General features: G+C 41.8%; 18 protein-coding genes and 1 other annotated feature. Of the genes, 15 read left to right on the forward strand and 3 right to left on the reverse strand.

Annotation, left to right across the window (positions count from 1 at the left end; genetic code table 11):
- Positions 1-129: 129 nt before the first annotated feature.
- Positions 130-2,274 (forward strand): ATP-dependent Clp protease ATP-binding subunit, encoded by a 2,145-nt coding sequence (locus B0H99_RS15535; RefSeq protein WP_106534598.1) that lies wholly within the window; start codon positions 130-132, stop codon positions 2,272-2,274.
- Between the two features lie 19 nt (positions 2,275-2,293).
- On the opposite strand, the gene B0H99_RS15540 is transcribed toward B0H99_RS15535, so the two are convergent.
- Complete coding sequence (locus B0H99_RS15540) at positions 2,294-2,479, reverse strand: DUF2929 family protein (RefSeq protein WP_106534599.1); 186 nt, start codon at positions 2,477-2,479, stop codon at positions 2,294-2,296.
- A 188-nt stretch (positions 2,480-2,667) separates the two neighbouring features.
- On the opposite strand from B0H99_RS15540, the gene B0H99_RS15545 reads away from it, so the two are divergent.
- The 9 genes from B0H99_RS15545 (at position 2,668) to B0H99_RS15585 (ending at position 15,273) form a co-directional block, all read left to right on the forward strand.
- Positions 2,668-3,603 (forward strand): beta-ketoacyl-ACP synthase III, encoded by a 936-nt coding sequence (locus B0H99_RS15545; RefSeq protein ID WP_106534600.1) that lies wholly within the window; start codon positions 2,668-2,670, stop codon positions 3,601-3,603.
- 27 nt (positions 3,604-3,630) lie between these two features.
- Positions 3,631-4,872 carry a beta-ketoacyl-ACP synthase II gene (fabF, locus tag B0H99_RS15550; RefSeq protein WP_106534601.1) on the forward strand — a complete coding sequence of 414 codons (1,242 nt, stop codon included), beginning with the start codon at positions 3,631-3,633 and terminating at the stop codon, positions 4,870-4,872.
- 641 nt (positions 4,873-5,513) lie between these two features.
- Positions 5,514-6,530: an ABC transporter ATP-binding protein gene (locus B0H99_RS15555; RefSeq protein WP_106534602.1), complete on the forward strand. Its 1,017-nt coding sequence runs from the start codon at positions 5,514-5,516 to the stop codon at positions 6,528-6,530.
- Positions 6,517-7,452, forward strand: a complete 936-nt coding sequence (locus B0H99_RS15560; protein WP_106534603.1) for an ABC transporter ATP-binding protein — start codon at positions 6,517-6,519, stop codon at positions 7,450-7,452. The genes B0H99_RS15555 and B0H99_RS15560 overlap by 14 nt, the downstream gene beginning before the upstream one ends.
- A 5-nt stretch (positions 7,453-7,457) precedes the next feature.
- Positions 7,458-8,420: an oligopeptide ABC transporter permease gene (gene opp4B, locus B0H99_RS15565; RefSeq protein WP_106534604.1), complete on the forward strand. Its 963-nt coding sequence runs from the start codon at positions 7,458-7,460 to the stop codon at positions 8,418-8,420.
- 25 nt (positions 8,421-8,445) lie between these two features.
- Complete coding sequence (locus tag B0H99_RS15570; protein ID WP_106534605.1) at positions 8,446-9,357, forward strand: ABC transporter permease; 912 nt, start codon at positions 8,446-8,448, stop codon at positions 9,355-9,357.
- Between the two features lie 117 nt (positions 9,358-9,474).
- Entirely contained in the window at positions 9,475-11,316 is a 1,842-nt protein-coding gene (gene opp4A, locus B0H99_RS15575; protein WP_106534606.1) for an oligopeptide ABC transporter substrate-binding protein, read from the forward strand.
- Positions 11,317-11,761: 445 nt separating this feature from the next.
- A complete protein-coding gene (locus B0H99_RS15580; RefSeq protein WP_106534607.1) occupies positions 11,762-13,465 on the forward strand; it encodes a peptide ABC transporter substrate-binding protein in 1,704 nt (567 codons plus the stop codon).
- Positions 13,466-13,575: 110 nt separating this feature from the next.
- Complete coding sequence (locus B0H99_RS15585; protein ID WP_106534608.1) at positions 13,576-15,273, forward strand: peptide ABC transporter substrate-binding protein; 1,698 nt, start codon at positions 13,576-13,578, stop codon at positions 15,271-15,273.
- Positions 15,274-15,382: 109 nt separating this feature from the next.
- On the opposite strand, the gene trpS is transcribed toward B0H99_RS15585, so the two are convergent.
- Both trpS and B0H99_RS15595 read right to left on the reverse strand, forming a co-directional pair.
- Complete coding sequence (gene trpS, locus B0H99_RS15590; protein ID WP_106534609.1) at positions 15,383-16,372, reverse strand: tryptophan--tRNA ligase; 990 nt, start codon at positions 16,370-16,372, stop codon at positions 15,383-15,385.
- Between the two features lie 43 nt (positions 16,373-16,415).
- Positions 16,416-16,627 (reverse strand) — a binding site (T-box leader).
- A gap of 42 nt (positions 16,628-16,669) precedes the next feature.
- Entirely contained in the window at positions 16,670-17,011 is a 342-nt protein-coding gene (locus B0H99_RS15595; RefSeq protein ID WP_106534610.1) for a DUF3899 domain-containing protein, read from the reverse strand.
- A 245-nt stretch (positions 17,012-17,256) separates the two neighbouring features.
- Between B0H99_RS15595 and B0H99_RS15600 the strand changes: the two genes are divergently transcribed.
- The 5 genes from B0H99_RS15600 to B0H99_RS15620 all read left to right on the forward strand — a co-directional run bounded on the left by B0H99_RS15600 (position 17,257) and on the right by B0H99_RS15620 (position 23,136).
- The gene (locus B0H99_RS15600) at positions 17,257-18,981 is read left to right on the forward strand and encodes a peptide ABC transporter substrate-binding protein (protein WP_106534611.1); all 1,725 of its coding nucleotides are present in this window, start codon (positions 17,257-17,259) and stop codon (positions 18,979-18,981) included.
- A 191-nt stretch (positions 18,982-19,172) separates the two neighbouring features.
- On the forward strand, positions 19,173-20,108 hold the full coding sequence (gene opp3b, locus B0H99_RS15605; RefSeq protein WP_106534612.1) for an oligopeptide ABC transporter permease: 936 nt from the start codon (positions 19,173-19,175) through the stop codon (positions 20,106-20,108).
- Complete coding sequence (gene opp3C, locus B0H99_RS15610) at positions 20,108-21,127, forward strand: oligopeptide ABC transporter permease (RefSeq protein ID WP_106534613.1); 1,020 nt, start codon at positions 20,108-20,110, stop codon at positions 21,125-21,127. Before opp3b ends, opp3C begins: the two co-directional genes overlap by 1 nt.
- A 15-nt stretch (positions 21,128-21,142) precedes the next feature.
- Positions 21,143-22,198 (forward strand): ABC transporter ATP-binding protein, encoded by a 1,056-nt coding sequence (locus tag B0H99_RS15615; RefSeq protein ID WP_106534614.1) that lies wholly within the window; start codon positions 21,143-21,145, stop codon positions 22,196-22,198.
- Complete coding sequence (locus B0H99_RS15620) at positions 22,198-23,136, forward strand: ABC transporter ATP-binding protein (protein WP_106534615.1); 939 nt, start codon at positions 22,198-22,200, stop codon at positions 23,134-23,136. The genes B0H99_RS15615 and B0H99_RS15620 overlap by 1 nt, the downstream gene beginning before the upstream one ends.
- The last annotated feature ends 199 nt before the right edge of the window (positions 23,137-23,335 follow it).

Genomic DNA, 23,335 nt, shown 5'->3' on the forward strand with positions numbered 1-23,335 from the left:
GTTCATGCTACAGCGAACCTGTCCGGAATCTCGGGCAGGTTTTTTGATGTGTTTTGTTTGCCATTTCATAAAAAATCTCCTATAATTTAATTAGTCAAATAAGGTCAAGCTCGTTAAGGAGTGATTTTAATGGTTCGATTCAACACAGAAGAACAAAAAAAGCCGCTTGATCAATATGGAAGAAATATGGTGGAAGATGCACAGTCTGGAAAGATGGATCCGGTCATCGGACGCGATCAGGAAATCCGCAACGTAATCCGCATCTTATCCCGGAAAACAAAAAATAACCCCGTACTGATCGGAGAACCTGGCGTGGGCAAGACGGCAATTGTCGAGGGGCTGGCCCAGCGCATTGTCCGAAAAGATGTGCCGGAAGGATTGAAGGAAAAGGTTATTTACGAACTGGACATGAGTGCGTTGATAGCAGGTGCAAAATACCGCGGGGAATTTGAAGAACGGCTAAAAAGCGTGCTGAAGCAAGTCAAAGACAGCGAAGGCCAGATCATTCTGTTTATAGATGAAATTCATACAATTGTTGGCGCGGGGAAAACTGAGGGTGCGATGGATGCCGGCAATATGTTAAAACCGATGCTTGCACGCGGGGAATTGTTCTGCATTGGGGCGACTACGCTTGATGAATACCGGATGCACATTGAAAAAGATCCGGCATTGGAGCGGCGTTTCCAGCAAGTGTTGGTACGGGAGCCTTCTGTTGAAGACACTGTTTCGATTTTGCGCGGATTAAAGGAGCGCTTTGAACTGCATCATGCGGTGCGTATCCACGACCGTGCTATCGTGGCGGCAGCTGCCATGTCCGACCGCTATATCACAGAACGGTTTTTGCCGGACAAAGCGATTGATTTGATCGATGAAGCGTGTGCCATGATCCGCACTGAAATCGATTCGATGCCGCAAGAGCTGGATGAAGTCACCAGACGGCTGATGCAACTGGAAATCGAAGAGCAGGCGCTGATGAAAGAAAAAGACGCTGCAAGCAAAACGCGGCTTGAGACATTGCGCAAGGAAATCAACGAACTGAAGACGGCTTCGGGAGATATGCAGAAGCAATGGGTAGAAGAAAAAGAGTCGTTGAAAAAAATCCAAGTTAAGCGGGAACAGCTTGATCAGTACCGCAGACAGTTGGAAGATGCGGAAAACAAGTATGATCTGAACGTAGCCGCTGAATTGCGCCATGGCAAAATTCCGTCTCTTGAAAAAGAGCTGGCTGAACTTGAAAAAGAATTGGAACACGAAGGAGCAGAGCGCCTTCTCCGTGAAGAAGTAACAGAAGAGGAAATTGCGGGAATCGTGGCACGCTGGACAGGCATTCCTGTGACAAAACTGGTGGAAGGCGAACGTGAAAAATTGCTGCGCCTAGGCGAAACGCTGAAAGAACGGGTCATTGGCCAAGACAATGCAGTTCGCTTAGTGACCGAAGCCGTATGGCGTGCGCGTGCGGGCATCAAGGACGAGCAAAAACCAATTGGTTCATTTATCTTTTTAGGACCGACCGGAGTGGGGAAAACAGAACTTGCAAAAGCCTTAGCTGCAAACCTTTTTGATTCTGAAGACCATTTTATCCGCATAGATATGTCCGAGTATATGGAAAAGCACAGCGTATCCCGTCTTGTTGGGGCTCCTCCTGGTTATATCGGATATGAAGAAGGCGGCCAATTGACCGAAGCAGTCCGCCGGAATCCATATTCTGTTGTCTTGCTGGACGAAATCGAGAAAGCGCACCCGGATGTAGCAAATATTCTCTTGCAAATTCTTGATGACGGTCGCATTACAGATAGCCAAGGACGCCTTGTCAACTTTTCGAATACGGTTGTAATTATGACTTCGAACATCGGATCCGCTTTTATCGGAAACGAAAGCGATGAACACGATATTGAAGATATTATAATGGCTGAACTTCGCCGGCACTTTAAACCTGAACTGTTGAACCGCATCGATGATATCGTTATTTTCCATGCATTGAACAATTCGCATTTTTACGGTATCGCGAAGAAGATGCTGGCAGAACTGGCAAACCGTATGCGCCAGCAGCAAATCGAATTGTCAGTAGAAGAATCTGTTGTGGAATATATCGTAGAAGCGGGTACTGACGCCGTTTTTGGCGCCCGTCCATTAAAACGCTTTATCCAGCGGGAAATCGAAACAAATATTGCCCGGGAGCTAATCAAAGGAGACATCGTTCCGAATACGGTGTTGCATTTATCGATAGAAGACAAGCAATTGAAAATCAGTAAAAAAGAAGCGCAATCCGTGTAACGGACTGCGCTTCTTTTGATTAATGTTTTTCTTGTGTCGGGCTGTCTGGAATGATTGAAGAAATAATGAAAATCAGGATAGAAACAGCTAGAGAAATGTAAACGCCAAGCATAAAATCAAAATGAACGTTTTGTACAGCGCTTACGACATAGTTAAGCAACGAAATCAATAAAAATGACCAAAAGAAAGTTCCAATAAATTGCATCTAAATTCACCCTCTACATAAAATATCTTTATTCATCATATCATACGCTTCTTCTGACAGAAAGAATGTTTCTTTATTTTAGCGATTTTTTGTCGGAAGTATGTCAATCAGTTGAAATAAGGTAAGTATTGACGTATTATTAATACCAGGTACTAATAAGTGATGATAAGCGAAAAGAGGGGCTATCGATGAATGCAGGAATAATCGGTATCGGCAGATGTCTGCCTGAAGATAAATTAACTAACTTTGACTTGGAAAAGCGCATGGATACTTCCGATGAATGGATCCGTACGATGACGGGAATAGAAGAGCGCCGAATTGCCAGAGACGAGCAAGATACATCACATATGGCGAGAGAAGCTGCCCAAAAAGCGATTGAAGATGCAGGGATCGATCCTGCAGAGATCGGTTTAATCTTAGTCGCTACAGTAACAGGTGATCAACCGTTTCCATCCATGTCTTGCATGATCCAGCAGGAAATTGGGGCGATCAACGCAGCTGCGATGGACTTGTCAGCCGCTTGTGCCGGTTTTATGTATGGAGTGGTTACAGGAAAACAATTTATTGAGTCAGATGTCTATAAATATGTATTGGTTGTTGGTGTTGAAAAATTATCGAAAATTACCAATTGGGAAGACCGCAATACTGCTGTGCTGTTTGGTGATGGCGCAGGAGCAGCCGTTCTCGGGAAAGTTTCAGAAGGACGGGGCATTTTGTCGTTTGAACTTGGAGCAGACGGCAGCGGCGGAAAACATTTGTACCAGGAAGAAAAATTCCTGCAGATGAATGGCCGTGAAGTATTTAAATTTGCTGTACGCCAAATGGGCGAATCGGCTGAAGCAGTAATTGAAAAAGCTGGCCTGACAAAAGAAGATGTCGATTTCCTAATTCCTCACCAAGCGAATATCCGCATTATGGAGGCGTCACGAGCGCGTTTGGATCTGCCAATTGAAAAAATGTCGAAAACGATTCATAAATATGGCAACACATCCGCTGCATCAATCCCTATTTCACTTGTAGAAGATGTGGAAGAAGGCCGAATCAACGACGATGATGTAATCGTTATGGTCGGCTTTGGGGGCGGCTTGACTTGGGGCGCAATTGCTATGAGATGGGGCAAATAATAAGATATGCGAAAGGAAGAAAATAAAATGTCGAATCGTCGTGTAGTTATTACAGGTATGGGCGCTGTAACGCCATTAGGGAACAATGTAGAATCCACATGGGAAGGCATTAAAGCAGGGAAATCAGGGATCGGGCCTTTGACAAGGCTTGATACAGAAAAGTTCCCAGCAAAAATTGCTGCAGAAGTAAGAGATTTTTCTATTGAAGATTACATTGAAAAGAAAGAAGCGCGTAAAATGGACCGCTTTACGCACTATGCGCTTGCCGCTTCGATAATGGCGATGAAAGATGCAGCTCTTGACTTGGATGAAGCAACAGCACTGCGTACTGGTGTGTGGATTGGATCAGGGATTGGCGGGATGGAAACGATCGAAAATCAAATGGATGTGCTCAACGATCGTGGCGTTCGCCGCATCAGCCCATTTTTGATTCCGATGATTATTCCTGACATGGCATCTGGCCAAGTATCCATTTACTTTGGCGCTAAAGGAATCAATTCTTGTTCGGTAACTGCATGTGCCTCTGGAACAAACTCCATCGGAGATGCATTCAAAGTTATCCAGCGCGGAGACGCCGACGTAATGATTTCCGGTGGTGCCGAAGCGCCGATTACGAGACTTTCAGTTGCAGGTTTCACTGCAAATACAGCTTTGACGACAAACGAAGATGTCGCTACCGCATCTCGTCCTTTTGATAAAAACCGTGATGGATTTGTTATTGGTGAAGGAGCCGGCATTGTTATTTTAGAAGAATACGAGCACGCAAAAGCACGCGGGGCCAAAATCTATGCAGAGCTAGTCGGCTACGGTTCGACTGGGGATGCCCACCATATTACAGCTCCAGCACCAGGTGGAGAAGGCGCAGCACGCGCAATGGTTCAAGCAATTGAAGATGCAGGGATCGATAAAACAGAAATCGGTTATATCAATGCCCACGGAACAAGCACTCCTTACAATGACTTGTTTGAAACGATGGCTGTTAAGTCAGTGTTCGAAGAGCACGCTTATAAATTAGGTATGAGTTCTACCAAATCAATGACAGGCCATTTGCTTGGAGCAGCAGGCGGTATTGAAGCGATTTTTACAGCTTTGGCATTAAAGGAAGGCATTATGCCTCCAACTACCAATTACGGTACGCCGGATGAAGAATGTGATTTGGACTACGTACCGAACGAAGCACGAAAAGCAGATTTAGCTTACGCGATGAGCAATTCTCTAGGCTTCGGCGGTCATAACGCATCAATAGTCATGAAAAAGTTTGAAGAATAATTTTTGCACCTTGCTGAAATGGCAAGGTGTTTTTTTATGAACTATTTAAAGTGAAATTACTGCGTGAAATATTGATTGGATATTCAAATCCATTTTATTTGAACTAGCTGTCTATGAGGGCAATTTGCAAGGGAGCCTCTTTGATTTCTTCTAGAAAAGTATAAAAGGGTGAAACCATAATTTTATAAAAATTGAAAAAGTTTTCCTTTTTGCATTTACTTTATGTTATTCTAATATCTAAAGAAAATATAATTGATTCCCTAGTATCCATTTTGTAAGTTACATAGAAAATTTTATTATCAGATTCCCTTGCTAAAACGCGAATTTACATTCTTGGAAAGTTATTGAAAAAACATTGATTTACCATTAGTTTGATAGGAGTAAAACCAACTTTTCTATTCTAATTAGTTGGAAAATTTAAAATAATATTGTTTTTGTAATCTTATTGTAATAAAATTAACATTAGGGACAATTATTCAGAAATTGTAGTTTTCATACTCACCACTCAGAAAAGCGATGGAGATCAGCTTTTAATCATTTTTTTAACGTAATAAAACTGAAGATTTTGAATCTTTGATGTTGTGACATTTTCTGCATTTTGGAAACAGCGATAGTAAGGCTTCATTTTGAGGAGGATAAAAATGAACAATGTTTTGCTTGATATTAAAAATTTAAAAACATCTTTCAGAATTAAAGATGATTATTACGCAGCAGTTGATAATGTTTCATTAACTGTAAGAAAAAATGAAGTGTTAGCAATCGTAGGTGAATCGGGTTCCGGAAAAAGCGCATTTGCATTTTCCATTATGGGGCTTCATACAAGAGCTAAAATTGAAGGGGAAATAAATTATAAAGGCAATAATTTAGTGGAAGCAAACGCAAATCAGTTGAAGAAATTGCGCGGCAGCGAAATGGGAATGATTTTTCAGGATGCCCTTTCAGCTTTGAACCCACTTATGGTGGTAGGTGCCCAGATCGATGAAGCAATTTTCCTTCATAATCCAAAAAGCTCAAAAAGCATGCGGAAAAAACAAGTTATTAGTTTACTGAATATGGTCGGCATTCCCAGACCTGAAAAAACGTATTTTCAGTATCCGCATGAATTATCAGGAGGAATGCGCCAACGTATTGTCATCGCAATGGCAATTTCTAACCAGCCTGAAATTTTGATTGCAGACGAACCAACTACTGCTTTGGATGTGACAATTCAGTCGCAGATTCTGGATTTGATCAAAGAATTGAAAGAGAAGATTCATGCCGGTATTGTCTTGATCACTCATGATTTAGGGGTAGTCGCTGAGATGGCCGACAGGGTGGCGGTCATGTATGCCGGCCAGATTGTGGAAATCGCTGACGTCTATACACTGATGGAAAATCCACAGCATCCGTATACACGGTCTCTTTTAAATTCAATACCGACCTTGTCTGAAGTGAAAGCGGATCTCCATGTTATTCAAGGCGTTGTGCCATCGCTTCAAAACTTGCCGAGAACAGGGTGCCGCTTTGCTTCTCGAATTCCTTGGATTGAGGAATCTGCGCACGAAACTTCACCGGAACTCCATGAAATTAGTCCAGGACATTTTGTACGCTGCACATGCTATAAGGACTTTTACTTCCCAGAACAAGCCAAGGAGGAGCGAAACTATGTCGCTAATTGAAGTTGAAAACCTGAAAGTCCACTTTCCCATTCGTGGAGGAGTCTTTCAGACTGTGAAAGATCATGTTCGTGCAGTCGATGGGGTCTCATTCTCAATTGAACAGGGCCAAACATATGGGCTTGTAGGAGAATCAGGATCAGGAAAAACCACGACAGGCCGTGCAATCATCGGGTTAAATGATATAACTTCAGGAAAAGTATTGTTTGAAGGCAAGGATTTAGCTTCTGTCAGTAAAAAAGAATATATAGACGTTAGAAAAGATATTCAAATGATTTTCCAGGATCCATTTTCATCGTTGAATCCGAAAAAGCGGGTAGTGGATATCGTAGCTGAACCGCTTCGCAATTATGAAAAACTATCTGGCAAAGAAGAACGTATCCGCGTTCAGGAGTTGATGGAACTGGTAGGGCTGAGCCCGGAAGCAATCTATAAATATCCGCATGAGTTTTCAGGGGGGCAGCGGCAGCGGATCGGTATAGCTCGTGCAATTGCCTTAAACCCAAAGTTGATCATTGCGGATGAACCGGTTTCTGCTTTGGATGTATCGGTTCAAGCCCAAGTGTTAAACTTTATGCGAAAAATACAAAAAGAACTGAACTTGACTTACTTATTCATTAGCCACGACTTAGGCATAATCCGTCACATGTGCGATCATATCGGCATCATGTATAAGGGAAGATATGTCGAACATGGCACTTCAGAAGAAATCTTCACTAATCCTCAGCATATTTACACGAAACGCCTAATTGCAGCAATTCCCGACAGTGATCCGAAAAATCGTGAACTGCACTACGAAAAACGTAAATTGGTGAAATCCGAATATGACAAGCTGGAAAAGGACTTTTTTGATGAAGAGGGTTTGCCTTTCTCGTTAAAATCAATTTCAGCTACCCATCAAGTAGCATTACCTGAGAGAGGTTGAATGGTATGTGGAAATTAATTGTACGGAGAACATTCTTAACAATCCCGCAAATTATTATCTTAAGCGTATTGGTATTTATTTTAGCTCAAGCCATGCCTGGGGATGCCCTGACAGGATTGATCGATCCGAGCATTGACCCGGCCACTATTGAAGCGATGCGAGAGCGCCTTGGATTGAATAACCCTTGGTATGTACAGTATATCGATTGGATCAAAGGAGTGGCGCAAGGAGACTTCGGGCAATCATTCCGTTTCAAGATGCCGGTATCCGAATTGATCGGTGGCCGTATTATTAATACATTATGGCTGTCATTGGCAACATTGGTTTTGACGTACCTGATCGCGATTCCTTTAGGTATAACTAGTGGACGTTTCAATGACACATGGTTGGACCGAGCCATTACTGGATATACGTATGTCGGTTTTGCAGCTCCATTATTTATTTTCGCACTGGTTATGCTATTTATTTTCGGGTTCCAGCTGAGCTGGTTTCCAACAAGTGGAAGTGTTGCTCCAGGAACTGAGCCGGGAACTTTCGCCTATTTTATGAGCAAGCTTTATCATTTGTTATTGCCGGCATTATCGATGGCATTAATTACAACAGTTTCTACAGTCCAATACCTTAGAAGTGAAATTATTGATACGAAGCAAAAAGACTTTATCGTAACCGCCCGGGCTAAAGGAGCTTCAGAATCTCGTGTCTATAATCGCCACGTCCTTCGGAATTCCTTGCTCCCGATAGCAGCCTTCTTCGGATATGAGATTACTGGCCTGATTGGCGGCACCATATTCATCGAAAATATTTTTGGTTATCCAGGTATGGGCGAACTGTTCCTGTCTTCCATCAGCTTACGTGATTACAGCGTAATGACGGCTCTCGTTCTCTTATTCGGACTGGCAGCCATCATCGGCGCGTTATTATCAGACATTATCCTGAGTTTGGTCGATCCACGTATTCGGATTAAATAATAAATGATAATTTTGAGGTGTAAATATGAGAATTGATAAAGACAGTGGAACACAAATTCCAGATGTGGACCTTGGCAAAAGCCCATCCGGATTCAGTATATTACTAAGAGAGTTGATACGGGACAAAGTAGCATTTGTCTCTCTGCTGTTCCTTTTTCTAATTATTGCCGGTGTTTTTGGCGCATCAATCATCATGGATCAAAACGACATCGTCAAAGTCGATTTATTTGCCCTGTATGAACCGCCATCTGCTACTTATTGGTTGGGAACTGACTATGGCGGACGTGATATCTTCGGACAACTGATTATTGGGACGCGCAACTCGTTGGCTATCGGAATTCTAGTCACCCTGTTAACAGGTATCATAGGCATTTTAGTTGGGCTGATCTCTGGATATTACGGTGGTACTATCGATAATATCTTTATGCGGTTTGTCGATTTCTTTATGGTATTGCCGATACTAATGATTGTTATCGCATTTGTAACTGCTGTACCTGGTTACAGCATTGTGTCTTTCTCATTGATTATGACGGCTTTCCTATGGATGGGAATTGCACGATTAATCCGTTCCAAGGCGTTGCAGGAAAAAGAATTGGATTATGTAAAAGCTTCTAAGACATTAGGAACATCCAATTTTAAAATTATGTTTTTCCAAGTTCTGCCGAATTTAAGCTCGATCATCATTGTTACGATGACGTTGAATTTGGCAGGGAATATCGGAATCGAGTCAGGCCTTTCCTTTTTAGGATTTGGTTTCCCGGAATCGACTCCGAGTTTGGGGACCTTGATCAGTTATGCAAGAAACCCTCAGACGCTGGAATTAAGATGGTGGATTTGGTTACCTGCATCAATCCTAATATTTGTATTGATGCTTAGTATAAATAATGTTGGGCAAGCATTAAAACGCGCTACAGACGCCCGACAACGTAGAGGGTAACAAAAAAAGAAAGGCAAAAGGGGGATACGGGTTCGGCAGCATTCAGAAACAACGTTACTCGAGTACACTGGCAGCTAGAAAGTGCTCTATCCATGAAAAAAAAGGAGGAAACAGAGAATGGCAAAGAACAACTGGTCTAAATTTTTATTCTTGTTAATGTTGTCTTTTGTTTTAATATTGGCAGCTTGTTCCGGTAATGAAGGTACTTCCACTGAAGGTAACACTTCGACTGAAGAAGGTGGAGGAAAAGAAGCTGATGAAGGAACAAAACTGGAAAATGGCGGAATGTACTCGATTGAAGATTTTAATAACGTAAAAACAAATAATGGAGAAGCTATTGAAGGCGGAAACATTACATTTGGTTTAGTTTCTGACACAGTTTTCGAAGGTACATTAAACTGGAATTTCTATTCTGGGGATCCAGATGCACAAATTCTAAACTGGTTTGATGAAGGCCTATTAACTTGGGATGAGAACTATGTCTATACAAATGATGGTGCGGCAACATACGAAGTTTCAGAAGATGGCCGTACATTCACTTTTAAAATTGGCGATAACGTCAATTGGCATGACGGGAAACCAGTAACTGCAGAAGATTGGCAGTTCGCTCACGAAGTGATTGGCCACCCTGATTATGATGGCCCGCGCTACAATTCAGATTTTACGAATATAGAAGGAATGGAAGACTACCACAGCGGAAAGGCTGACACGATTTCAGGGATTGAAGTTATCGATGAGAAGACATTATCGATTACTTATATCGAGTCAACTCCTTCATTGCTGACAGGAAGCATTTGGTCATACCCGTTGGCTAAACATATTTTTGGAGAAATGGCAGTTGCCGACATCTCTTCTTCACCTGAAGTACGTGAAAAACCAATTGGGTTCGGACCTTTTAAAGTAGAAAGCATCGTGCCTGGTGAGTCTGTAACTCTTGTTAAAAACGAAGACTACTGGCGCGGCGAACCAAAATTGGATGGTGTAACCGTTAAAGTAATCAGCTCCTCAACAGTTGTTCAGGAACTGAAAACCGGTGGAGTCGATTTAATCAGTGATTTCCCTGTAGATCAATTCCCGGACAATGCTGAAATGTCGAACGTAGAATATTTGGGAGCGGTTGACCGCGCCTACACTTATATTGGTTTTAAATTAGGAACATGGGATGCTGAAAACAACCGCGTTTCCCCTAATCCAGATGCGAAAATGGGCGACGTTGCACTACGTCAAGCAATGTGGCATGCAGTAGATAACAAAACAGTGGGTGAGCGTTTTTACAATGGATTGCGCTGGAATGCGACAACTTTGATTCCGCCATCTCACCCTGAATTCCATGATGAGAATAACAAAGGAAGAGAATTTGATCCAGAGGCTGCTAAAAAACTTTTGGATGACGCAGGATATGAAGATACAGACGGAGATGGCTTCCGTGAAACTCCGGAAGGCGAGCCATTGGAAATCAATTTCATTTCGATGACAGGCGGCGATATTGCTGAACCTTTGGCACGCTACTATGTTCAGGCTTGGGAAACAATCGGTTTGAAGGTTAATTTGGAAATGCTTGAATTCAACACGTTCTACGATCGTGTGGGCAACGGAGGAAAAGATGATCCGAAAGTAGACGTTTATCAAGCTGCTTGGGGAGTCGGGATTGACGTAGATCCTTCAGGACTTTACGGCGCTGATGCACTTTACAACTTTGCACGTTGGGAAAATGAAGAAAATGAACGTCTTCTGAAAGAAGGGCGTTCAGAAAAAGCATTTGACCTAGCATACCGTCAGGAAATCTACAACGAATGGCAACAATTGATGGTGGATGAAGTGCCGGTATTCCCTACTCTATACCGTGCAACATTAAGCCCGGTCAATAACCGCGTATTGAATTTTGCAATCGGTGACGGCACTGGAGTTTATTTAAATGAACTTGCTGTTAGCGAGGAATCACCAATTAAAGCAGAATAAGAGTTAGATAAAAAGGAGCTGCGATTTCGCAGCTCTTTTTTTAAGTTTTATAGGAGGGGCAAACTTTTTTTGGATTATTACGCAATAACTCAGTTTAATAGGTAAAAAAGATAACTTAAGGAGTCTTTAATTTCTATAAACGGTTATTTTGCTTAATGGAAGATCGCAAAAGAAAAATGGTTTGCTGCAGGTAAAACGTAAGTTAAAGTATTTATAGAATAGTACACACATATTATTAAAATTAAAGGAGATGCAGGAGTCGCTGCACCTTCTTTTTTTTGCATATATATAGAAGAAACTTTATTTGACTAGAGAAAGAGAGAGAATGGTATTATCAAATAATTAATATAAAATAATTAAAAAAACAAATAATTACTATTAAATTACTTTAATAAGATGTAAACTAATGGTAGATGTAATTTTCTGAAAATAGGAGGTTTTTCAAGTGAAGAACGGCAAAATCATGGTTTTGCTAGTCCTAATTTTAGTTTTGGGAAGTATTTTGGCTGCTTGCAGTGGCGGAGGCGACACTAGTTCTGAACCGACGGAAACCGGAGGCACTGGAGGAGAAGGGGCAACGGGTGAACCGGATGCAGTGCAAGAACTGAATTTGATGGAGCGGGCAGAAATTCCAACTATGGATTCGGCGATAGCGGAAGACGAAGTCACGTTTAACATTTTGAATAATGTTAGCGAAGGGCTTTTCCGCTTAAATGAAGAGAACATAGCCGAACCGGCCATGGCTGCAAACGAACCGGAAATTAGCGAAGATGGTTTGACTTACACATTTACTTTGAGAGACGCAAATTGGTCAGACGGCAGTCCGGTTACAGCGCAGGATTTTGTTTTTGCTTGGCAACGGGCAGTAGATCCGGAAACTGGTTCGCCTTACGGTCCATATATGATGGGAGGGACAATCAAGAACGCGACAGAAGTTGCAGCAGGTGAGATGGATAAAGCGGAACTAGGGGTGCAGGCAATTGATGACAAAACATTGGAAGTAACACTGGAACGGCCAGTTCCTTACTTTATCTCCTTAATGTCATTTGGTACATTTCTTCCACAAAAAGAAGCCTTTGTAACAGAAAAGGGCAATGATTATGCTTCGAACTCTGACAATGTTTTGTACAACGGCCCATTCGTATTGACTGATTGGGACGGCACTGGCCTTAAATGGTCACTGGAGAAAAATCAGGAATATTGGGATGCCGAAACAGTGCAGCTAGAGAAAATCGATTTCGATGTTGTGAAAGAACCGAGCACCGCTGTGAATCTCTATACATCGGGTGAAAAAGATCGTGCTACATTGTCTGGTGAATTTGCGTTGCAATATGCGCAAGATCCAGAAGTGGTGAGAGAACTTGATCCAAGTACATTTTATTTGAAATTCAATCAAGAGCGTAATGGAGAAAAAACTCCTTTGGCAAACGTCAATATTCGAAAAGCCATTGCCATGGCTTTCAATAAACAAGACATGACAGATGTGGTTTTAGCTGACGGTTCACTTCCTGCCAATTACTTGGTTCCAGTGGAATTTGCTTTTGATGAAAATCAAGCCGATTTCCGGGAAGTGAATGGCGATATGATGGCGTTTAACGCAACTGAAGCACAAACCTTATGGGCGCAAGGTTTAGAAGAAGAAGGATTGACCGAATTGACTTTGGAACTTCTTGGTGGAGACACAGAAACCGCAAAAAATTTGGATGAATATATGAAATCCCAATTAGAAGGAAATTTGGAAGGCTTGACTGTCCAGCTTAAAGCTGTTCCTTTCGCAGTACGTTTAGAACTTGATGAAGCCCAGGACTATGATATCCAAAGCGCTGGATGGGGACCCGACTATCAAGATCCGATGACTTTTCTGGATCTATTTGTAACCGACTCTCCTCAAAATAAAATGTCATACTCGAATAAAGAGTTTGATGCATTGATTGAATCTGCAAAAGGAGAGCTGGCACAAGATGCTGCTGCTCGATGGGATGCGATGGCACAGGCAGAGCGAATTTTGCTTGAAGAAGATGCAGCGATTGCGCCAACATACCAGCGGGGCCACATGTCACTTCAAAAGCCATACGTAAAAGGGATTGTCGCTCACCCGTTCGGCGGGAATTATGCATATAAGTGGGCGTTTATCTCCGGAAAAGAATAAGAAATAAAAGGGCCTGCAGCTGCAGGCTTTTTATTGTTTCGAAGCAAGAAAAAGGAAAAGCCTGCCTAAAAGTCTTACATAATTAAAACTTGAAAGAGGAGGCTTTTCCAATGAAGAATCACAGATTATTTTTATTGCTGGTTTTGGCTGTCAGTTTAATAATAGCAGCATGCAGCGGAAAGGATGAACAGAGCAAAGCTTCTCAAGAGCGGGAAGCCAATCCAAGCGGCGATGTCCCAAGCGAACCGGATACAGTACAAGAATTAAATCTGGTAGATTACTCAGAAATTCCGACGATGGACTCTGCTATTGCTGGAGATGTTGCTGGTTTCAATCTTTTAATTAATGTTAACGAAGGGCTTTATCGCTTGAACCAAGAAAACACTGCTGAACCTGCAATTGCTGAAGGGAAACCGGAAATCAGTGAAGATGGATTGGTTTATACTTTTAAGCTGCGCAACGCCAATTGGTCGGATGGAACTCCAGTTACAGCGCAAGATTTTGTATTTGCTTGGCAACGGGCAATTGATCCGGAAACTGGATCGCCTTATGGGCCATATATGATGGCGGGGACTATAAAAAATGCAGAAGCCATAGCAGCGGGAGAGATGAATAAAACGGAGCTTGGCATTGAAGCGGCAGATGATCGGACACTTATTATTACCTTGGAACGTCCAGTTCCATATTTTATGTCTTTAATGGCCTTTCCGACCTTTTTCCCTCAACAAGAAGATTTTGTGGCTGGAAAAGGTGAAGACTATGCTTCTAATTCGGAAAACATCTTATACAATGGCCCTTTTCTCTTAAAGAACTGGAATGGTACAGGCACTTCCTGGTCATTGGAGAAAAATTCGGAGTATTGGGATAGTAAAGCGGTAACCCTTGATAAAATTAATTTTGATGTTGTTAAAGACACAAATACAGAAGTGAATCTCTACAATTCAGGCGAAAAGGACCGTGCAGTTTTGACTGGAGAATTTGCAAGACAATACAGCGACAGCCCTGAGATAATCAAGGAAAAAGATCCGGCAATTGCTTACATGAAATTCAATCAGGAAAGGGATGGCAAAAAAACGCCATTAGCGAATGAAAAAATTCGCAAAGCTATCGCAAAAGCATTCGACAAGCAAGAACTGACAGATAGTTTGTTAGCGGATGGTGCCGTTCCTGCAAATTATATTGTTCCATCTGATTTTATTTTTGATGAACAGGGCAACGATTTCCGAAGCACAAATGAAGAAATGCTGGAATTTGATGCAGAAGAAGCGAAAAAACTTTGGGCACAGGGGATGGAAGAAGAGGGGCTAAATGAACTGACGCTTGAACTTCTTGGAGATGACATTGCAGTTGCAAAAATAGTTGATGAATATATAAAAAATCAATTGGAACAAAATTTGGATGGATTGACCCTCAATCTTAAGGCAGTGCCGTTTAATGTGAGGCTGGAACTTGATGAAGCTCAAGACTATGAGCTGCAAAGTGCCGCTTGGGGACCTGATTATCAAGATCCAATGACATACTTGGATTTGTTTGTGACGGATTCCCTGCAAAATCGGATGTCTTATTCGAATAGTGAGTTTGATGCGCTAATTGAATCAGCGAAAGGCCAGCTGGCAATGGATCCTGCTGCACGTTGGGATGCAATGGCGCAAGCCGAAAGAATATTGATTGAGGAAGACGCAGCTATTGCGCCAGTTTTTCAATTTGGTTCAATGGTTCTTCAGAAGCCGTATGTGAAAGGTATTGTCAAGCACCCTTTCGGTGGACAATTCGGCTATAAATGGGCATATATTTCAGGGAAAGAGTAAAACATAAGACCCTCATTTTGCTCCTAACCTACAGGCGCCAGTATATTTTTCAAATGATGGCTAGATTGTGCCCAAAAAAAGAGGCTGCCTATGCAACCTCTTTTTTTCATCATTTGCGCTTGCGGCCAAGGCCCATAGCGTTTTGCATTTTTTTGAGTGTTTTGTTGGCAAGCGCCTCGGCTTTTTCTGCACCTTGATCCAAAATAACGTCGAGTTCTTCCGAATTCACCAATTCGTTATAACGTTCTTGGATTGGCGCAAGATGATCTGTAACTGCCTGTGCAACTGAAGCTTTAAAGTCGCCGTAGCCTAGTCCTTCGTATTTTTTTTCGAGATCTTTAATGCTTGTATTGGTTAAGGCAGCTTCGATAGTCAACAAATTTGAAACACCAGGTTTGTTTTCGGGATCAAACTTCACAATGCCCTCTGAATCGGTCACAGCACTCTTTATTTTCTTTTCAATTGTTTTCAAATCATCGAGGAGCGAGATTACTCCTTTTTTATTCGTGTCTGATTTGCTCATCTTTTTTGCAGGATCTTGTAAAGACATGATGCGCGCCCCATTTTTAGGAATGCGTATTTCAGGTATTGTCAAAACATCATTGAATTTTTTATTAAAGCGTTCTGCCAAATCCCGAGTCAACTCGATATGTTGTTTTTGATCATCGCCTACAGGGACCACGTCCGTCTGATACAGTAAAATATCTGCGGCCATCAAAGGCGGGTAAGTCAATAACCCGGACGAAACGGAAGTGTTTTTAGCTGACTTGTCTTTATACTGAGTCATTCGCTCAAGCTCGCCAATTGTTGAAATGCACTGCATCATCCAGCCGGCTTGTGCATGGGCCTGAACTTCCGATTGAATAAACAATGTAGCTTTTTCTGGATCAATTCCAGCCGCAAGGTATAGGGCAGCAAGCGATTTAATCGTTTTTCTAAGTTCTAGCCGGTCTTGCGGCATTGTGATTGCATGCAAGTCAACGATACAGAAAATGCATTCATACTCGTCCTGTAATTCTGTAAACTGTTTGAAAGCGCCAATATAGTTTCCTAGTGTAACGGTACCGGTAGGCTGAACACCTGAAAAGATTTTTTTCATCCAAATTCCTCCTCATAATAAAAAACACAGCACACATCCCTAAAAAAGGGACGAATGATGTGTTTTCCGCGGTACCACCCTAGTTGCCGTCACCGGCCACTCTTCTTCTTAACGTGAAGATCACGGAACTGGCTACTGTTATTTCACCAGTTCAGCTCAAAAGCCCATTCAATACAGCCCAACATCTGTTTCCACCGACCACAGACTCTCTTTATAGAAGGAACCGCATTTACTCTTCTTTATCATCGCTTGATTATATTTGCTATTATAATACAGGAAATATTTTTTGTGCAATGTTTATAACTCATAAATTACAAGCATCAGCCCCATTAAAAGTAACGTAACAGATCCGATAATCAGAAACGGAGCACTTGAAAAACTAAGAAGTTCTGATGGTGGCCTCATTTCATCATCTTCTATAGTGCTTTTGGCTTTAAAGACTTTTCTCATGCTCATGGTGAATATATCAAAAACTCCAGTGCGGATTACAAAAGTCCATAAACCCAAAAATACTATTATGCCCCCATAAATAAAGGAATTATTAATATAGGACAATAATGATAGATTTTCGGACCGAAAAAAGATCGTTACAAAAATAAGGATTTGAACTACAGCTATTCCAATTAATGTTTTTTTCAATATTCCCACCCCTCATTTCTCATCTATTTTAGATGAATTTTAAGAAAAAATCAAAAAAAATCAGGTTTTTTTAAAAAATGTCAAGGGCTTATAAATCCCATTATTACGCTATTTCGCTGAAATATTAATGTCATACTATTGTTACAATAGTGAATATGATTTTAAAAAAGTACTGTACAATAAAAAAAGAATATGTATAATTAACAGTGTACCAAGTTTTCAGAAAATTTAAGGGGGTCAATCAAGTGAAGAACAGCAAGTTATTTTGGCTACTTAGCCTAGTTTTAGTTCTTAGTGCCTTCTTAGCTGCCTGCGGCGGCGGAGGAGATTCTAGCTCTGAAACTTCTACAGAAAAAGAAACAGAAACAGAAGAAGGAACAACAGAAAGCGGTGCTTCAGGCGAACCAGATGCAGAACAAGTATTGAACTTGATGGAAAGCGCTGAAATTCCAAGCATGGATTCGGCAATCGCTGAAGACTCTGTAGCATTTAACATTTTAAACAATGTTAACGAAGGGCTTTACCGTTTGAACCAAGAAAATATCGCTGAGCCTGCTATTGCTGAAGGCGAACCAACAATCAGCGAAGACGGCTTGACTTACACTTTCAAATTGCGTGATGCTAAATGGGATAACGGTGAGCCTGTAACAGCTCAAGACTTCGTATTCTCTTGGCAGCGTGCGATCGACCCAGCAACTGGATCTCCTTATGGTCCTTACATGATGGCTGGTACACTTAAAAATGCTGACAAGATTGCTGCCGGCGATATGGACAAAGCAGAATTAGGAGTAAAAGCAGTTGACGAAAAAACTCTTGAGGTAACTCTTGAGCGTCCAACTCCATACTTCCTTTCACTAATGTCATTCGGTACATTCTATCCGCAAAACGAGAAATTCGTTACTGAAAAAGGCGACGCTTACGCTTCAAACTCTGAAAACTTGCTTTCTAACGGACCATTCAAACTTGCAAACTGGGATGGCACTGGCCTAACTTGGTCATTAGAGAAAAACCCTGAGTATTGGGACGCAGAAACAGTTAAACTTGATACGATCAATGTCGATGTTGTAAAAGAACCTGCTACTGCAGTTAACCTGTACAACTCTGGCGAAAAAGACCGCGCTGGTCTTTCTGGTGAATTTGCATTGCAATACGCTGACAACGAAGAAGTTGTTAAAGAACTAGAACCTACTATTTTCTACTTGAAATTTAACCAAGAACGCAACGGAGAAAAAACTCCACTTGCTAACGTAAACATCCGTAAAGCCATCGCTATGGCTTTCAACAAGCAAGACCTAGTTGACGTCGTTCTTGCGAACGGATCACTTCCTGCTAACTATTTGGTGCCAACAGAATTCACTTTTGATGAAAACAACAAAGATTTCCGCGAAGTAAATGGAAATGAAATGCTTGCTTTCAATGCAGAAGAAGCGAAAAAACTTTGGGCTCAAGGTTTGGAAGAAGAAGGCTTGACTGAAGTATCTCTTGAATTGCTTGGCGGAGATACTGAAACAGCAAAAGCTATGGACGAATACATGAAAGCTCAACTTGAGGAAAACCTTGAAGGTTTGACAGTAAAACTTAAAGCTGTTCCTTTCGGAGTTCGCTTAGAGCTTGACGAGAAACAAGACTATGAAATCCAGACTTCTGGATGGGGTCCAGATTACCAAGATCCAATGACATTCATTGACTTGTTCGTAACTGGTTCTTCTCATAACCACATGGGCTACTCAAACGAAGAGTTTGATAAATTGATTGAACAAGCTAAAGGCGAACTAGCACAAGATGCTGCTGGCCGCTGGAATGCTATGGCTGAGGCAGAGAAAATCATGCTTGAAGAAGATGCGGCAATCGCGCCAATCTACCAACGTGGTTTGATGTCACTTCAAAAGCCATATGTACATGATATTGCTTCTCACCCATTCGGTGGAGATTACAGCTACAAATGGGCTTACATTTCTGGAAAAGAATAAGTTGAACTTGCCATTGTAACAAAATAACAAGAGAGTATATCACTGCTAAAGTGCATATACTCTCTTTTATAATGTATGAAAATTCACGGAAAATTAAACATTTTCTGCTAACTAGAGAAAAAAACAAGCGAAACTGTTGCAATAAACAGAATGCTTGTATAATAGAACTAATCATTTTTGGAGGTGCTAGTATGGCACGATATATTGGTAAGCGCTTAATATATATGTTGATTACTTTAGCGTTGATCGCTACATTCACTTTTTTCCTGATGAAGATTTTACCAGGTTCCCCTATCGCTTCCGCTGATAAGTTATCTCCTGAACAAAGGGCAGTTGTAGAAGCAAGATACGGTCTTGATAAACCGCTACCGGTTCAGTATTTTGATTATATGCTAGGCCTGGCACAAGGAGATTTGGGCATATCCATTAACCAATTCAAAGGTGCTAATGTAACTGACGTTATTATAAGCCGCATGGGGCCATCAGCTCAAATCGGTTTCCAAGGCATGGTTTTAGGTACTGTAATCGGTGTATTGCTTGGTATGATTGCAGCTTTGCGCCAAAACACTTGGATTGATTATTCCAGTACCTTGGTAGCAATCGTTGGTATTTCGATTCCATCCTTTGTCTTCGCCTCCTTGCTTCAATATTACTTTGCATTACAATTAGAATGGTTCCCGGTCGCACTTTGGAAAGATGGCTTCATGTCGAGTGTATTGCCATCTATTGCACTTGCCATGTTCCCGCTTGCAACAGCAGCGCGATTTATCCGTACGGAAATGATTGAAGTTTTAGGTTCGGATTATATTACATTAGCGCGTGCAAAAGGGGCAAGCGGTTCTGAAATTGCATTCAAGCATGCATTCCGCAATGCTTTGATTCCGCTTATTACGGTTCTTGGGCCAATGGCTGTAGGTATCCTCACAGGATCTCTAGTAGTAGAACAAATTTTTGCAATTCCTGGTATCGGGGAACAATTCGTTAAATCCATCATGGTCAGCGACTTCTCAGTTATCATGGGAACAACTATTTTCTTCTCCGTGTTCTTGATCGTCGTTATTTTAATAGTAGATATTCTATACGGCATCATTGATCCTCGGATTCGTCTTTCAGGAGGTAAAAGTTAATGACTCAAAATCTTGAAAAGTTACCAAAAGGTTCTTTTGAACGCATTACTGTGAGTGCGGAGCAAGCTGAGCGCATCTCAAAACCAAGTGTAAGCTTCTGGCAAGATGCCTGGTATCGTCTTCGGAAGAACAAAGGTGCCCTTGTTAGTTTAGTTCTATTTGCTTTAATTTTGTTTATGTCTTTCCTCGGTCCAGTCATCAGTCCGTATGAGCCGAATGCTCAAACGATTACACATGCAAATTTACCGCCGAAAATTCCGGTCATTGAAAATCTTGGTATTTTCGATGGAGTAGGAAAACTTGGAGGCAAAGAAGTAGACTTATATGAATTGAAGAAAGTTGAAGTGAATTATTGGTTCGGTACTGACGGACTCGGGCGTGATATGTTCTCCCGTGTTTGGAAAGGAACTCAAGTTTCCTTATTTATTGCGTTTGTTGCTGCTGCAATCGATATGATCATTGGCGTAATATACGGAGGGATCTCGGGTTATTTCGGCGGCCGCGTGGATGATATCATGCAGCGCATCGTTGAAATTCTTACAGGTATTCCGAATCTTGTTGTAGTAATTCTCTTTATTTTAGTTATGGATCCTGGAATCTTGGCCATCATCATCGCCTTGACCATTACCGGTTGGACCGGAATGTCCCGTGTGGTCCGTGGGCAAGTACTGAAATTCAAGAGCCAAGAGTTTGTGTTGGCGGCTAGAACATTAGGGGCAAGCGACAGCCGCATTATCTGGAAACATTTAATGCCGAACGTTCTTGGCATTATCATCATCAATACTATGTTCACTATTCCTAGCGCTATTTTCTTTGAAGCATTCTTAAGCTTCATTGGATTGGGATTACAGGCACCAGACGCGTCGCTTGGTACGTTGATCAACGATGGTTACAAGTTGCTTCAATACCAACCGCATATTCTTGCGATTCCTGCTGTTGTCTTGAGTTTAATCATGATCGCCTTCAACTTGATCGGTGACGGACTTCGTGATGCTCTTGATCCTAAGATGAAAGATTAAGGAGGAAAGACTGAAATGGAGAAAATTCTACAAGTTAAAGATCTGGAGCTTTCCTTCAACACGTTTGCAGGCGAAGTAAAAGCTATCCGCGGAGTTAACTTTGATTTATATAAAGGTGAGACGCTGGCAATTGTAGGGGAGTCCGGTTCAGGTAAATCGGTAACTACTAAATCCATTATGCGCTTATTGCCGGAGCATTCTGCTGAATTCAAAAATGGAGAAATTTTGTTCGGCGGACGCGATTTGACTAGATTAACGGATAAGGAAATGCAAAAAATCCGCGGAAAAGAAATTGCTATGATCTTCCAAGATCCGATGACTTCTTTGAATCCGACCATGCCTATTGGACGTCAGCTTACAGAGCCGCTTTTAAAGCATCAAAAAATCAGCAAAGCAGAAGCGAAAAAAGTGGCAATTGACTTGTTGCGGCTTGTAGGGATGCCTAAACCGGAACTGCGGATGAAACAATATCCGCACCAATTTTCAGGTGGACAACGCCAGCGGATTGTTATTGCGATTTCACTTGCATGTAATCCGCAAATTCTGATTGCAGATGAGCCGACAACGGCATTGGATGTAACTATCCAAGCGCAGATTCTAGAGCTCATGAAAGATCTTCAAAAGAAAATTGACACATCCATCATCTTCATTACGCATGATCTTGGAGTTGTGGCTAACGTAGCTGACCGGGTAGCGGTAATGTATGGTGGGAAAATTGTAGAAATCGGTACAGTAGATGAAATTTTCTACAATCCTCAACATCCGTATACATGGGGCTTGCTGAGTTCAATGCCTTCTCTGGACGCCGAGGATGCGAAATTATACGCTATTCCAGGAACTCCGCCAGATTTGCTTTCTCCGCCAAAAGGAGATGCGTTTGCGCTTCGGAGTGAGTATGCTTTGCAGATTGATATGGAGCAAAATCCTCCATTTTTCAAAGTCAGCGATTCCCATTATGCAGCAACATGGCTCTTGCATCCGGATGCCCCTCGGGTCGAGCCTCCGGCAACTGTTATTGAGCGTATGAAGAAGTTCCCGGGAAGCAGATATTATGAAGGGAGCAGAGTGTAATGGCTGAAAAGTTACTGGAAATCAAAAATTTAAAGCAACATTTTAACGTTGGGAAAGCAAACGAAGTCCGCGCTGTAGATGATATTAGCTTTGATATCTATAAAGGAGAGACATTAGGATTAGTTGGGGAGTCAGGTTGCGGGAAATCGACGACTGGACGCTCAATCATCCGTTTGTACGATGCGACTTCTGGAGATGTATTTTTCGAAGGTGAAAATGTTCACGGCAAAAAGTCGAAGAAGGACTTGAAAAAATTCAATCGCAAAATGCAGATGATTTTCCAAGATCCATACGCATCATTGAATCCGCGTATGAAAGTTATGGATATCGTTGCAGAAGGTATCGATATCCATGGTTTAGCAAAAAATCCGGCGGAACGAAAAAAAATGGTTTTCGATTTACTGGAAACAGTAGGATTGAACAAAGAACACGCGAACCGTTACCCTCACGAGTTTTCAGGTGGACAGCGCCAGCGTCTTGGTATTGCGCGTGCACTTGCAGTTGATCCGGACTTTATCATTGCAGATGAGCCGATTTCTGCTCTTGACGTTTCTATCCAAGCTCAAGTGGTCAATTTACTGAAAGAGCTTCAAGAAGAAAAAGGATTAACGTATCTGTTTATTGCCCATGATTTATCGATGGTAAAATATATTTCAGATCGTATCGGCGTTATGTATTTTGGCAAGCTGGTGGAACTTGCGCCGGCAGAAGATTTGTACAAAAATCCGATGCATCCGTATACTCAATCCCTCTTGTCAGCAATACCGCTGCCGGATCCAGACTATGAACGTAATCGTGTACGGAAATCGTATGACCCTGCAGTTCACAGCTATGCAGAAGGTGAAGATGTCCAAATGAGAGAAATTACTCCAGGCCATTTTGTTCATTGTTCAGTACGTGAATTTGAATCGTTAAAAGCAACTGCATCTCGAGTTTAAAGAAAAAGCAATGTCAATTTTTTGAGGCCACTGAAAAACCCTAAGAAAAAGCATCGAATTTCTGATTTTAGAAATTTGGTGCTTTTTTTGTTGTATACTGGTTTTAACTTCAAGGAGGGATAACCATGATGCCAGACAGACCGTCCATGAAACCCAGTCCTTATGCCGCCCTTTATGATCTTGTCATCCCCCACGACCA

This window comes from Planomicrobium soli (genome assembly GCF_003014655.1).
In the GTDB taxonomy this organism is placed as follows: domain Bacteria; phylum Bacillota; class Bacilli; order Bacillales_A; family Planococcaceae; genus Planococcus; species Planococcus soli_B.

Bases quoted from the DNA above. Each gene is read 5' to 3' on its own strand.
- B0H99_RS15535 (WP_106534598.1), top strand. From the start codon at position 130: ATGGTTCGATTCAACACAGAAGAACAAAAAAAGCCGCTTGATCAATAT.
- B0H99_RS15540 (WP_106534599.1), bottom strand. From the start codon at position 2,479: ATGCAATTTATTGGAACTTTCTTTTGGTCATTTTTATTGATTTCGTTG.
- B0H99_RS15545 (WP_106534600.1), top strand. From the start codon at position 2,668: ATGAATGCAGGAATAATCGGTATCGGCAGATGTCTGCCTGAAGATAAA.
- fabF (WP_106534601.1), top strand. From the start codon at position 3,631: ATGTCGAATCGTCGTGTAGTTATTACAGGTATGGGCGCTGTAACGCCA.
- B0H99_RS15555 (WP_106534602.1), top strand. From the start codon at position 5,514: ATGAACAATGTTTTGCTTGATATTAAAAATTTAAAAACATCTTTCAGA.
- B0H99_RS15560 (WP_106534603.1), top strand. From the start codon at position 6,517: ATGTCGCTAATTGAAGTTGAAAACCTGAAAGTCCACTTTCCCATTCGT.
- opp4B (WP_106534604.1), top strand. From the start codon at position 7,458: ATGTGGAAATTAATTGTACGGAGAACATTCTTAACAATCCCGCAAATT.
- B0H99_RS15570 (WP_106534605.1), top strand. From the start codon at position 8,446: ATGAGAATTGATAAAGACAGTGGAACACAAATTCCAGATGTGGACCTT.
- opp4A (WP_106534606.1), top strand. From the start codon at position 9,475: ATGGCAAAGAACAACTGGTCTAAATTTTTATTCTTGTTAATGTTGTCT.
- B0H99_RS15585 (WP_106534608.1), top strand. From the start codon at position 13,576: ATGAAGAATCACAGATTATTTTTATTGCTGGTTTTGGCTGTCAGTTTA.
- trpS (WP_106534609.1), bottom strand. From the start codon at position 16,372: ATGAAAAAAATCTTTTCAGGTGTTCAGCCTACCGGTACCGTTACACTA.
- opp3b (WP_106534612.1), top strand. From the start codon at position 19,173: ATGGCACGATATATTGGTAAGCGCTTAATATATATGTTGATTACTTTA.
- opp3C (WP_106534613.1), top strand. From the start codon at position 20,108: ATGACTCAAAATCTTGAAAAGTTACCAAAAGGTTCTTTTGAACGCATT.
- B0H99_RS15615 (WP_106534614.1), top strand. From the start codon at position 21,143: ATGGAGAAAATTCTACAAGTTAAAGATCTGGAGCTTTCCTTCAACACG.
- B0H99_RS15620 (WP_106534615.1), top strand. From the start codon at position 22,198: ATGGCTGAAAAGTTACTGGAAATCAAAAATTTAAAGCAACATTTTAAC.